Source organism: Burkholderia stagnalis, assembly GCF_039848545.1.
GTDB lineage: Bacteria > Pseudomonadota > Gammaproteobacteria > Burkholderiales > Burkholderiaceae > Burkholderia > Burkholderia stagnalis.
In genome coordinates, this window is sequence record NZ_CP156685.1 from 49,432 (window position 1) to 62,205 (window position 12,774).

8 protein-coding genes are annotated in these 12,774 nt (G+C 67.6%); 6 read left to right on the top strand and 2 right to left on the bottom strand.

The window, feature by feature from the left end; genetic code table 11:
- The first annotated feature begins 327 nt into the window (after window positions 1–327).
- Window positions 328–2,487, top strand: a complete 2,160-nt coding sequence (locus tag ABFO07_RS00255; protein WP_059566614.1) for a M1 family metallopeptidase — start codon at window positions 328–330, stop codon at window positions 2,485–2,487.
- A gap of 111 nt (window positions 2,488–2,598) precedes the next feature.
- On the opposite strand, the gene ABFO07_RS00260 is transcribed toward ABFO07_RS00255, so the two are convergent.
- Complete coding sequence (locus ABFO07_RS00260; RefSeq protein WP_059880836.1) at window positions 2,599–3,618, bottom strand: transporter; 1,020 nt, start codon at window positions 3,616–3,618, stop codon at window positions 2,599–2,601.
- 278 nt (window positions 3,619–3,896) lie between these two features.
- Window positions 3,897–4,925, bottom strand: coding sequence for a hypothetical protein (locus ABFO07_RS00265; RefSeq protein WP_060150175.1), 1,029 nt, complete (start codon window positions 4,923–4,925; stop codon window positions 3,897–3,899).
- Window positions 4,926–5,047: 122 nt separating this feature from the next.
- Between ABFO07_RS00265 and ABFO07_RS00270 the strand changes: the two genes are divergently transcribed.
- The 5 genes from ABFO07_RS00270 to ABFO07_RS00290 all read left to right on the top strand — a co-directional run bounded on the left by ABFO07_RS00270 (window position 5,048) and on the right by ABFO07_RS00290 (window position 12,757).
- Window positions 5,048–5,893: a M15 family metallopeptidase gene (locus ABFO07_RS00270; protein ID WP_059566612.1), complete on the top strand. Its 846-nt coding sequence runs from the start codon at window positions 5,048–5,050 to the stop codon at window positions 5,891–5,893.
- Window positions 5,894–6,194: 301 nt separating this feature from the next.
- Window positions 6,195–10,118, top strand: a complete 3,924-nt coding sequence (gene tssM / locus ABFO07_RS00275) for a type VI secretion system membrane subunit TssM (RefSeq protein WP_059805658.1) — start codon at window positions 6,195–6,197, stop codon at window positions 10,116–10,118.
- The gene (gene tagF, locus ABFO07_RS00280; RefSeq protein ID WP_059566610.1) at window positions 10,115–11,104 is read left to right on the top strand and encodes a type VI secretion system-associated protein TagF; all 990 of its coding nucleotides are present in this window, start codon (window positions 10,115–10,117) and stop codon (window positions 11,102–11,104) included. The genes tssM and tagF overlap by 4 nt, the downstream gene beginning before the upstream one ends.
- Before the next feature lie 4 nt (window positions 11,105–11,108).
- Complete coding sequence (locus ABFO07_RS00285; RefSeq protein ID WP_059805653.1) at window positions 11,109–12,047, top strand: OmpA family protein; 939 nt, start codon at window positions 11,109–11,111, stop codon at window positions 12,045–12,047.
- Window positions 12,048–12,181: 134 nt separating this feature from the next.
- Window positions 12,182–12,757, top strand: coding sequence for a hypothetical protein (locus ABFO07_RS00290; protein WP_060016582.1), 576 nt, complete (start codon window positions 12,182–12,184; stop codon window positions 12,755–12,757).
- Window positions 12,758–12,774: the final 17 nt, after the last annotated feature.

A 12,774-nucleotide genomic window follows, 5' to 3' on the forward strand; every position in this document is an offset into this window, starting at 1 on the left:
CGGTCGCGCGGCGCAAGGCCCGGCCTGCCCCGTTGGCCGTCGATTCGATGGGGTTGCGCGCCCGCCCGGGCGCGCCGCCGCTTGCCGTGCGCGCGAATTCCATTCAGTACAACACGCGCCCGGCATATTTGAACCGACAAGTTAACCGACAATTGAAAATCCAGAGGGGGCAGCAAACCATGATTACCTTCACGTAGTCAGCCAGCCGTCTTTTCGAATAATCCGTCATTGGCATTTCACGTCGCTGTTGATTAACGGCGAGGGGATGCTTTTTGCCGGGTGTTTTCGCAGCACTGAACGACTCCTTTCAATAATCGAGGTTTCAGTATGTGGATGAACAATCGCAAGATGCGTTATCTGCCGATCGTCGCGGCGCTCGCGCTCGCCGGATGCGGCGGCGATGACGGCGGCGCCGGCTCGGCTTCCGCGCTCAGCGCGGCCGGCAACCCGAATGCCGCGTCGACGCCGGCCGCGCCTCAGCCGGCCGCGTCCAACGTGGACAAGAGCGTGCGCCCCGTCGAGATGCCCGACACCGTGGTGCCGGTCAACTACCGGCTGTGGTTCCGCCCGAACGACGCGCTGAACGCGTTCGACGGCCGCGCCGACGTCGAGATCAAGGTGCTCAAGCCGGTGTCGTCGATCGTGGTCGCCGGCCACCGGATCAAGTTCACCAACGGCCGCGTCACGCTGCAGCCCGGCAACGTGCAGCTGATCGCGACGCCGCAGGACAAGGGCGACTTCTACCAGCTGCGCCCGGCCAGCGGCACGATCTCGCCCGGCACCTATTCGCTGCACATGGAGTGGTCCGGCATCATCAACTTCAAGACCTACGACGATCCGGTCAACCACACCGGCGGCAGCTGCGGCGACGATCCGTATCCGGGCTGCTCGGCGGCCGAAGGCGTGTTCCGCGTCGACCTGAAGGCCACCGACGGCACGACGAGCGGCGCGATCCTCACGCAGGGCGAAACCAACCTCGCACGCCAGTGGTTCCCCGGCTGGGACGAGCCGGCGTTCCGCCCGACCTATGAAATCACCGCCGAAGTGCCGCAGAACTGGCGCGTCGTGTCGAATGGCGCCGAGAAGCCGTCGACGAACGTCGGCGGCGGCTACAAGCTCGTGTCGTTCGAGAAGACCCCGCCGATGCCGCAGTACCTGGTGTTCTTCGGCGGCGGCCTGTTCGACACCTACGAGGACGACTTCTCGAGCCCGCTGCCGGACGGCAAGGGCCTGCACCTGCGCGTGTTCACGCCGCCGGGCATGCGCGACTGGGCGCAGCCGGCGATGCAGCGCACCAAGCAGGCGCTCGACTTCTACTACCGCTACACGGGCATTCCGCTGCCGCTGACGAAGTTCGACACGGTTGCCGCGAACGATGCGTTCAAGGCGGAGAAGAACCTGAACTTCGGCGGGATGGAGAACTGGGGGTCGATCCTCGAGTTCGCGGACGACATCCTGCCCGAACCGGGCAAGCCGATGTCGCGCTACGGCAACCAGGTGCTGACGCATGAAGTCGCGCACCAGTGGTTCGGCGATCTCGTCACCACCGACTGGTGGGACAACGTCTGGCTGAACGAATCGTTCGCGCGCTTCTTCGAGGTGAAGACGACGATCCAGTTCTTCCCGGACGAGTTCAGCTGGCTCGACCAGGTGACGAACAAGTACCGCGTGATCAACCGCGACATCGGCCCGAACGCGTTCCCGGTCGCCCCGAACTTCAACGGGTGGGCGTCGAACGACTTCGTGGTGAGCGCGAGCGCGTTCGTCTACAACAAGGGTGCGCACGTGCTGAAGACGATCGAGAACTTCGTCGGCGAACAGCCGCTGCGTTCGGGCCTGCAGCAATACCTGACCGACTACTCGTTCGGCAACGGCACGCCGAAGCGCCTGTGGGACGCGGTGTCGAAGTCGACCGGCCAGGCCGTCGGCCCGATCGGCGACAGCTACACGCGCCAGACCGGCGTGCCGCTGGTCACGCTCGACACGCAGTGCGACCTGACGAAGAACCAGACCGTCGTCACGCTGAAGCAGCAGCCGTTCCCGAACAAGAACCCGTATCCGGGCACGCAGTGGACGGTGCCGATCACGCTCGCGTATGGCCAGGGCCTCGCGAACCGCACGACGTACGCGCTGAAGGACACGCAGGCGCAAATCCGCGTGGACGGCTGCACGGGCGTGGTCGCGGATCCGAGCGGCCTCGACTACTACGTGGTGAACTACAGCGATGCGGCATGGAGCGGGCTGCTCACGCAGGTCAACCGCTCGACCGATCCGGTGCTGCTCGCGAACCTGAAGAGCGAAGCCGCGCTGCTCGTCGCGAACAATCTCGCGCCGGCATCGCGCTCGACGTCGATCGGCTCGGTCGCATCGCCGGCGGCGATGAAGCTGCGCCAGACGCCGACGTTCGACGGCATCACGACGCCGCAGGAACATCCGGCGCTGCGTTATCAGGGCAAGTTCGTGCCGCGCAAGACGCTCACGCAGTAATACGCCTGAGCCTCGGCCTGCCGCGCGCCCCGCATCGCGCGCGCGGCGGTGTCCGAACGAACGACGGGCCTCCGGTGGAGGCCCGTTTTTCATGCACGGCGGGGTGCGCCGCTAGCGATCGCCGCCGCGCCGGCGGAATGCCCACCACGCGGCAAGCGCCGTGAAGCCGGCGACGAACAGCACCATCAGCCAGAAGCCGTGCTTGTTCTCCGAGAACGGAATCCCGCCGACGTTCATCCCGAAGAAGCCCGCGACGATGTTGATCGGCAGCGCGATCACGGTCACCAGCGTCAGCGTGAACAGCGTGCGGTTGTTCTGCTCGTCGAGGCGCGAGCCGATCTCTTCCTGCAGCAGCTTGATCCGCTCGACCAGCCCCGCGAGATCGGCGAGCACCAGCGAAAATTCCTCGGTCGACTCGCGCAGCGCCTGCCTGTCCTCCGCATGCAGCCAGGCCGGCGGCTTCGCGAGCAGCCGGAAGATCGAGCCGGGCTCCGGCGCGAGCATGCGCTGCAGGCGCGTCAGCGTGCGGCGCATCACGCCGAGCTCGACACGGCTCGCGGTCAGGCGCTGCGACAGGAAGCGATCCTCGATCCGGTCGACGTCGATGCTGGTGCGCCGCACGATGTGGATCAGCAGGTCGGCCTGGTCGCGCAGCAGATGCACGAGCAGTTCCGCGGGCGAGCGGAAGCGCTCGCCGTCCCGCACGCTCGCGCGCAGCGTGTCGACCGAACGCAGCGGCTTGAGCCGCGCGGTGACCATCACGCGCCGCTCGACGTGGACGAACAGCGTCGCGATCTCCGACGGCGTCAGCTCGAGGTTGAACATCACGTCGTTGACGATCGCGCGCAGCGCGCCGTCCTCCTGCTCGATGCGCGTCGAGCGCGACCCGTCGTGCAGGAATTCGAAGAAGCTGTCGGGCAGCCCGAGATGCGTGCGCATCCAGCGCTCGCTGGCGCCGTGCGCGAGGTTGAAGTGCAGCCAGACGAATGCGTCGTCCGGCTCGGCCGTCCGCTGCTGGTGCAGCCACGCGGCGGCCGAATCAGCGTCGAGCGTCGCGCCCGGCTCGCCGGGCAGGAAGCGGAACCCGCACACCATGCCGGACGTATCGGCGCCGTAAGTCTGTACGATCATGTCGAAGGTCGTGCGGCGCGCGGCCGCGTCGCGCCGTGCGGCCGGCGCGATCGCCGCCCGCGCGCGGGCGCCGCGCAACAAGGGTAAGGGGGTTATATGCCCGACCAGTGTGCCATCTTCGTGACACCGTCACAAAGCGGGCGCGCGGCGCACAAAGCATGATGGTCCCCAAAAAGAACAATCCCTACTCAGCGTAGTCCGCTGAGTAGGGATCGGGCTGACCATCTCCATTAACGCCGCCCGGAGGGGCGGCGCATGCATCAGGGCGCAACGGCGGCTTACTGGCGGTTCTGCGCCGCGGCCGGGCACGCGGGATCCTTGCCCCAGTGGCCGTCGCACACGCGCCACCGGCACAGCTGATCCTCGAAGAAGCCGCGTTCCGAACACTCCTTCACGCGCGCGGCGAGCGCCGTGCCGCCGCCGGATGTCGCGGCGGATGCGGCGGTCTTGGTCGGCGCCGCCTGGGCAGAGGTCGCACTGCTCTTCTTGTCGGCCGGCTTCGTGCGCGCGACGAGCGCCGCGAGCAGGTCGGCGTCCGGATCGTCCTTCGCGGACGCCTTCGCCGTTGCGGTGCGCGCCTGCGCGTCCCGGCGCTTCTTCGCCTGCGCGAGCTCGGCCTGCTGCTGCTCCTTGCGATGCTTCTTCGCGTCGGCCTTCGCCTGCGCGGCGTCGGCCTTCGCGTCGGTCTTGCCGCGTGCGGCACCCGTGGCGGCCTTCGCGCTCTTCGCGGTATCGGCTTTCGCGGTATCGGCTTTCGCGGTATCGGCTTTCGCGGTGTCGACTTTCGCGGCATCAGCTTTCGCCGTATCGGGCTTCGCGGCCGCCGCCGCTGCCGGCGCGGCGCCCGACGCATCGTCGGCGCCGTTCGCGAGCGCGCGCGACAGGCGGCCGTTGTCGGCCGCCGGAGCGGACGCCGCGGATGCAGCGGATCTGGATGCCGTGTCGTCGTTGACGATCGTGGCCGGCTGCGGCGCACTCGCGGCGTTCTGCGCGAGCTGCGGCGCGGCCGCGCTGGCGGGCACGGCCTTCGCGGGCGCTGGCGCCTGCACGGCGGGCGCGGCCGCGACGGCCACGGGGGTATCGCTCGCCTGCTGCATGCGCCATGCACCCCAGCCGCCCACCGCGACCACGAGCGCAACGACCGCTGCGATCGGCGCCTTCAGCGAACGGCGCGGCGGTTCAGCCTGCTGGGTGACGCGGCCTTCCAGATTCGCGAGAATGCGCGAATGCTGAGGCCCGTCTGCCTGTTTCGTATCGGACAGCAGGCTGGGCGGAGTTTTTGGATTTGAATTTTCCGGCGCACTCATTCAGCGTCTCATTGAATCCTGGTTTAATTCGCCGCGATAATATAGCCCGGCCTCTCAGAGCAGGCCTGATTCTAAGAGCAAGCATTGCAAAACACAATCAATTCCAATTTCCGGGGATATCGTTGATTGCCGTCGCACTCATCGCCTATTTCGCCGCCGCGGTCGCCCTCGCGGCGCTGCTGCTTTTACCTGGCGTCCGCGCGACCGTTTTCGAATCGGTCGCCCAGTTTCACGGCCGTCTCACGCGCCGCGCGAACGATCGCGCGATGCGCACCCGCGGTCAGATTGTTAAATCGGCAACCGTTACCCGGGATGCTTTAAATGGCGTGCAAAATTTACTTGTCCGACGACGCTTGCTGATTATGGTGTCGACAGGTATTCTTGCGACGCCGCCATTGGTCGCCATTGCGTTGCGCGGCCGGCAATTATTTCAATACGACGACACGGCGCGCGCGCCCGACGAGAAGATCGCCGCCCTGCTGCAGGGCGAGCAGCTCGTGCCGCCGCCGCCGTTGCCGCCGGAAGTCTTTGCCACCAAGGAAGTCGAGCTGGTGCGGCCGGCACTGAAGGACGCCAGCCGCGACTGGAACCTGCTGGATCCGGATTTCCGCACGCGCCTGCTGCTGGTCTACAAGATCATGCACGAGCAACACGGTTATGAAATGGCGTTACTGGAAGGTTACCGGAGCCCGGAACGGCAAAACCGGCTGGCGCAAATGGGCAGCAACGTGACCAATGCGGCGGCGTTCCAGAGTTATCACCAATACGGGCTGGCGTCGGACAATGCGTTCCTGCGCGACGGCAAGCTGGTGATTTCCGAAAAAGATCCGTGGGCGATGCGCGGCTACCAGTTATACGGACAGGTCGCCGAGCAGGTCGGCCTGACCTGGGGCGGCCGATGGAAAATGATGGATCTCGGGCACGTTGAATACCATAAACCCGGTTTTAAGCTGGGACGCGGCCGCTAGCCAACGCGGCCGGACAGGAAATAATGAGGGCGGCATGGGGCTTTTTAATATCCCGGCAGGAAACGATATGGGCGGTACAAGCGGTCGTGCATTCCGGTGCGCGATTATCCGGGGCCGCCGGTTCCGTTTTAAATCTCACAGTGTCCTTTCGTTAATGCGCGCGCCCTCTCCGATGCCGCGGACGCATTGATGCCGGCCCCTTTCACCCCGTTTGACAGCATGGCGACACATCGCGGCGCCACCCTTGCCGCTCGGCGCGCCTGCGTCGCCTCATCGAATCGCACCGGAACCTGAACGTCCTATGCAACGCATCCTCAACGTGCTGACCCATCCGCGTACGCTCTCGATCGTCGGGATCGTCGCGCTCGCGGCGATCCTCTTCATCGTCGCCGATACGCTGCAGCTGCCGCTCCTGTGGGCGGCGCTCGCCTTCGCGGCGATTCTCGCGCTGTGGCTCGCCGTCGCGCTGTGGCGGCGCTGGCGCGTGAAGCGCGCGAACCGCCAGCTCGGCGAGATGCTCGAGGAACAGGCGGAAACCGGCAAGATCACCGCGCCGGCCGCTGCTGCCGCCGCACAGGACACGAAGTCCGCCGACCTCGACGTGCTGCGCACGCGCCTGTCCGACGCGGTGAAGACGATCAAGACGTCGAAGATCGGGCAGGTCTCGGGCGGCTCCGCGCTGTACGAACTGCCGTGGTACATCGTGATCGGCAACCCGGCCGCCGGCAAGAGCAGCGCGGTGATCAATTCCGGCCTGCAGTTCCCGTTCGCGGACAAGAACAGCGCCGTGATCCACGGCATCGGCGGCACCCGCAACTGCGACTGGTTCTTCACGACCGAAGGCATCCTGCTCGACACGGCGGGCCGCTACTCGGTGCACGAGGAGGACCGCAGCGAATGGCTCGGCTTCCTCGGCCTGCTCAAGCGCTACCGCCCGAAGGCGCCGATCAACGGGATCATCGTCACCGCGAGCATCGCCGAACTCACCGGCAACCGCCCCGAATTCGCGATCAATCTCGCCAAAAACCTCCGCCAGCGCGTGCAGGAACTGACCGAGAAGCTCGAAGTGTTCGCGCCCGTCTACGTGATGTTCACGAAGGCGGACCTGATCACCGGCTTCACCGAATTCTTCAGCAGCAGCGACAAGCACGAGTACGACCGCGTATGGGGCGCGACGCTGCCCTACGAGCCGGACGAGAAGCGCGACGTGGTCGCGCTGTTCGACGAGCGCTTCGAGGAGCTGTACGAAGGCCTGAAGGAAATCAGCGTCGCGCAGCTGTCGCTGTCGCGCGGCAACCAGCTGTCGCCGGGCCAGCTCAGCTTCCCGCTCGAATTCTCGACCATCAAGCCGTCGCTGCGCGCGTTCCTCGCGACGCTGTTCGAGAACAACCCGTTCCAGTACAAGCCGATCTTCCGCGGCTTCTACTTCACCAGCGCCTTGCAGGAAGGCGAGACCAACAGCGCCGCCGCGCAGCGCATCGCGCACCGCTTCGGCCTCGACGGCAGCGCGCTGCCCAAGCCGCACAGCGCGTTCTCGAAGAACGGCTTCTTCCTGCGCGACCTGTTCTCGAAGGTGATCTTCGCCGATCGCCAGACGGTGCGGCAGTTCGCGAGCCCGACCAAGACACGGCTGCGCTACGCCACCTTCTTCGGCTTCGTCGCGGCGCTCGCGCTCGCGCTCGGCGGCTGGACCTGGTCGACGATCGGCAACCAGCAGCTCGTCGCGAACGTGCAGGCCGACCTCGACAACGTCACGCGCCTGCAGCAGGGCCGCAACGACCTGCAGTCGCGCCTGCAGGCGATGGACATTCTCGAGGACCGGATCGAACAGCTCGAGCAGTTCCGCCGCGACAAGCCGCTGTCGGTGTCGCTCGGCCTCTACCAGGGCGACCGCCTCGAGCAGCACCTGCTGACCGAGTACTACAACGGCGTGCGCCAGATCCTGCTGAGCCCGGTGTCGCAGAACCTCGCGTCGTTCCTGAAGGACGTGAACGCGCACCCCGACCAGCTCGTGCCGATGACGCGCCCGCCGGAATCCGGCGCCGCGCAGGCGGGCCCGCTGCCGGTGTCGACCAGCCCGGCCGGCGCCGCACCGCAGGCCGGCGCACCGGCCCAGCAGCAGCAACAGCAGGGCGGCCTGTACAGCGACGCGTCGCCGACCAACGTGCAGGACGCGTACAACGCGCTGAAGACCTACCTGATGCTGTCCGACAAGCGCCACGTCGAGCAGGCGCACCTGACCGACCAGGTCGCGCGCTTCTGGCGCGGCTGGCTCGAGACGAACCGGGGCAACATGCCGCGCGACGAGATGATCCGCAGCGCCGAACGCATGATCTCGTTCTACCTCGCACGCGTGAACGACAACGACTGGCCGATGATCGAGGCGAACCTCGCGCTCGTCGACCAGACCCGCGACAGCCTGCGCCGCGTCGTGCGCGGGATGCCGGCCCGCCAGCGCGTCTATGAGGAAATCAAGGCGCGCGCGGCGACCCGCTTCGCGCCGATGACCGTCGCGCGCATCGTCGGCGACGGCAGCCAGGGCCTGGTGGCCGGCAGCTACGCGATTCCGGGCACGTTCACGCGCGACGCGTGGTTCCAGTACGTGCAGCCGGCGATCCGCGACGCGGCCACCAAGGAACTGCAGGCGAAGGACTGGGTGCTGAACACGGCGACGCAGGACGACCTGACGCTCGAGGGCAGCCCCGAGCAGATCCAGAAGACCCTCGTCGGCATGTACAAGACCGACTACGCGCAGCACTGGCAGAAGTTCATGCAGGGCATCGCGGTGCAGGGCTTCAGCAGCTTCGGCCAGGCGGTCGACGGGATGAACCGTCTCGGCGATCCGCAGGATTCGCCGATCCGCAAGATCCTCGAGACCGCGTACGACCAGACCTCGTGGGACAACCCGTCGGTCGCGAACGCGACGATCAGGAAGGCGCAGACGGGCGTCGTGAACTGGGTCAAGCAGCTGTTCTCGCGCTCGCAGGCGGGCCAGGTCGCGGCCGCCAACATCGACATCAACGGCAATCCGGCGGACGTGCCGATGGGCCCGGTCGGCCAGGAGTTCGTCGGCCTCGCGCGGATCGTCGCGTCGCATGACGGCACGTCGATGCTGAAGGGCTACATGGACACGCTGTCGAAGGTCCGCACCCGCTTCAACGTGATCAAGAACCAGGGCGACCCGGGCCCCGGCGCGCGCCAGCTGATGCAGCAGACGCTCGACGGCAACGGCTCGGAGCTCGCCGATTCGCTGAAGTTCGTCGACGAGCAGATGCTGACGGGCCTCACCGACGGGCAACGCAAGTCGCTGCGGCCGCTGCTGGTGCGCCCGCTGATGCAGGCGTTCGCGGTGGTGATCCAGCCGGCCAGCGCCGAGGTCAACAAGGTGTGGAACGCGCAGGTCTACCAGCCGTTCCAGGGCTCGCTCGCGACGAAGTACCCGTTCGCGGCGAACGCGAAGGTCGAGGCCGGCGCCGGCGAGATCGCGCAGGTGTTCGGTCCGGACGGCTCGATCGCGAAGTTCGTCGGCACGACGCTCGGGCCGCTCGCGGTGCGCCGCGGCGACACGCTCGCGGCCCGCACCTGGGGCGACATGGGCCTCGCGCTCGCGCCGGACTTCACGAGCGGCTTCGCGCGCTGGGTCGCACCGCTCGCGGGCGGCGCGGCGGGCGGCGGCGCGGCGGCCTCGTCGGAACCGCAGACCGTGTTCCAGATCCTGCCGCAGCCGAGCACCGGCACGACCGAGTACACCGTCGCGATCGACGGCCAGCAGCTGCGCTACCGCAACACGCCGCCGCAGTGGACCAACTTCGTGTGGCCGAACCCGCAGGGCTCGCCGGGCGCGACGCTGTCGGCAACCACCTTCGACGGCCGCACGATCCAGCTCGTCAACGAGCCGGGCCGCTACGGCCTCGAGAAGCTGATCAACTCGGCGCAGCGCAAGCGCCGCCCGGACGGCACCTTCGACCTCACGTGGACGCAAGGCAGCGTGAACGTGTCGGTGACGATGCGCATCATCAGCACGTCGCAGCCGACGGGCGGCGGCGGCGACCAGCCGCAGCAGCAGAGCCTGCGCGGGCTGCGCCTGCCGTCGTCGGTCGCCGACGTCGGCGCGGGCTCGGCCGTCAACGCCACCGCCCAGCCGGGCGCCGGCGCATCGGGCGCGGCGCCGGCCGCGGCGGCCGTCGCGGCCGCCGCCGCATCGAACGCACAGGGGGCGCAATGACGCAAACCGTTCAGGCGCAGATCGCCTACTTCGGCAAGATTCCGTCGCGCGGCGACTTCGTGAAGAGCCCGCACAACCCGCAGCTGCTGCAGACGCTGGACCGCTGGATCGCGCAGGCGCTCGAACTGCTCGCCGAGGACCCGCGCTGGAAGATCGTCTATGAAGACGCGCAGCCGATGCACTTCGCGTTCCTCGGCTCGCGCAGCAAGCTCGCGATCGCCGGCCACATGGTCGCGAGCCACGACGTGTCGATGCGCCGCTTCCCGTTCCTCGGCGCGACCGCGCTCGAGGTCGAGCGGCCGCTGTCGTTCCTCGCGCGCAGCCCGCTCGCGTTCGCGCGCCTGTGGTCGCGCGTCGCCGCGCAGATCCCGCCGCTGCTCGGCAAGGAGGAGCCGCCCGGCGCGCTGCAGGCGCTCGGCGACACGCAGGTGCCGATCGACATCGGCGGCTCGCCGAACTCGCACGACGGCACCTTCAACGATTTCATCGAGCACCAGTCGCTGTTCGGGCTCGAGCAGATGCTGCTCGCGAGCGGCCACCCGGTGCGGCTGCGCGGCGCGATGCTCGCGCTCGGCTCGCTGCTGCGCCCGGTGATGCAGAGCGGCTCGTCGCATCTCGAGCGCGGCCTCACGCTGCCGCTGCCGGGCGATCCGTTCTATCGCAGCCTCGTCGCCGCGTTCTGGCTCGAACTGATCGCGCCGTTCGTCGCGCAGGCCGACTTCGAGCTCGCGATCTTCCTCGGCACGATCGCCGAGCGCGAGCGGCTCATCATCGGCTTCAACGGCGCATCCGCGAAGACGCTGCTGAGCGTCGTCGACCCGCAGACCTATGCCGCCCACAACATCGACATCGACGATCCGGAGTGGATCGACGCACATGCGCAAAACGATCATGGGATCAGCAAGCTCGTCAGCTACCTCGACCAACCGCAACTGTCGCTGCGCGTCGCCATCGACGCGTTCCGCGAAGCGTTCATCGGAGGCTGACGGCATGCGCAACACGATTCACACCGGACGCGCGCGCTTCTCGCCCGTCCTCGCCGCCCTCCTCGCCGCCGGCCTGCTGGCCGGCGGCGCCAGCAGCTTCGCGCAGAACAGCGGCGCGACCGTCACGCCGGTCGGCACCGGCAACGTGCCCGCGACGACGCTGTCCGGCAATGCCCCGCCCGCCGCGCCGGCGTCCGGCGCGGCCGCCCACCCGGCCGCCGTCACCACGCCGCCGCCCGCGAACGCGACGCCCGGCCAGGTCGTCGTCGGCGGCAAGGTGCCCGACGAAGCGACCAAGGCCGCCGTGCTGCAGAAACTGCGCGACACGTATGGCGCGAACAGCGTCGTCGACCAGATCGAGGTCGGCGACGTCGCGACGCCGCCGAACTGGAGCGCGAACGTGCAGAAGCTGATCGGCGCGCCGCTGAAGCAGATCAGCAAGGGGCAGCTGAAGATCAACGGCACGCAGATCGAGATGAAGGGCGAGGTGCGCAACGAAGCGCAGCGCCAGCAGCTCGCGAGCGACATGGCGAACACGCTGAACCCGACTTATACGATCAAGAACGGGCTGCGCGTGTCGGCGTCCGAGCAGGGGCTGCTCGACCAGACGCTCGCGAACCGCACGATCGAGTTCGAGACCGGCAGCGCGACGCTCACGCCGCAGGGCAAGGTGGTGCTCGACCAGATGGCCGCGGCGCTCACGAAGATGACGAACCGGACGGTCGATCTCATCGGGCATACGGACAATTCGGGGAATCGCACGTCGAACATCGCGTTGAGCCAGGCGCGTGCGGATGCGGTGAAAGGCTATCTGATCACGAAGGGGATCGCGTCGCAGCAGATGACGACGACCGGCGTGGGACCGGATCAGCCGATCGCGCCGAATGATACGGCCGAAGGCAGGGCGAGGAATCGACGGATCGAGTTCCGGGTGGGGCAGTGAGCGGGGCGTCGGGGGTGTGCGGGATCGTCTTCGACGCTTGTCGACGGCCATGATCCCGGCGTTGTTTGCCGGCCCCGGTCACGGCTTCGTTGGCACCCCGCCACTGAGGCGCTGAAAGGACTGTGGGCACGCGCATGAAATTCGCTTTGCGGTGCTTGCGGGCGGCGGTCATCCTGTTCTTCGGTGCGCTCGCGCTGTTGAGCGGCGCGGGCGGCATCGTCAATGCCGTCATTCTCCTGCGCGCGCAGGCGTGGCCGCATGTCCCTTCGTCCGTCGAGCAATGCGAGCTGACCAGACGCTACGGAAAGAGCCGTTCGACGTGGGAAGCACATGCGGTATTCCGCTACGGCGCAGGGCAGTCGGGGCAATACGATACGACGTGGCAGCCGGTCGGGTCACCGGTTTATGAGCGCCACCCGGATCCGGAAGTCAGCGTCGAGCAGATCGCCGCGATGACGGCGACGTATTGCGCGGCGGCGGCAAACGACGGGCTGCGGGTTTCGCCCGCGTTTCCGGGCATTGCCCGCCGCAATGAAGCCGTCGTGACAGGGACGTGGCGCTCCGAGCTTGGATTTGGCGTGCTCTTTCTGCTCATGGGGTTGATGTCGAGCTCGGTGGGCATCGCGCTCCTGCCGTGGATCGAGGATCGGAAAAGGCGAAAGCCAACGCGGAAGGCCCGGCCTTCACGGGATCGCGCAAGGCGGTCGTGATGCGCGTGAAGATGCCG

Excerpts from the sequence above, each read along its gene's own strand:
- ABFO07_RS00255 (WP_059566614.1), top strand. The coding sequence starts at position 328 with ATGTGGATGAACAATCGCAAGATGCGTTATCTGCCGATCGTCGCGGCG.
- ABFO07_RS00260 (WP_059880836.1), bottom strand. The coding sequence starts at position 3,618 with ATGATCGTACAGACTTACGGCGCCGATACGTCCGGCATGGTGTGCGGG.
- ABFO07_RS00265 (WP_060150175.1), bottom strand. The coding sequence starts at position 4,925 with ATGAGTGCGCCGGAAAATTCAAATCCAAAAACTCCGCCCAGCCTGCTG.
- tssM (WP_059805658.1), top strand. The coding sequence starts at position 6,195 with ATGCAACGCATCCTCAACGTGCTGACCCATCCGCGTACGCTCTCGATC.
- tagF (WP_059566610.1), top strand. The coding sequence starts at position 10,115 with ATGACGCAAACCGTTCAGGCGCAGATCGCCTACTTCGGCAAGATTCCG.
- ABFO07_RS00285 (WP_059805653.1), top strand. The coding sequence starts at position 11,109 with ATGCGCAACACGATTCACACCGGACGCGCGCGCTTCTCGCCCGTCCTC.
- ABFO07_RS00290 (WP_060016582.1), top strand. The coding sequence starts at position 12,182 with ATGAAATTCGCTTTGCGGTGCTTGCGGGCGGCGGTCATCCTGTTCTTC.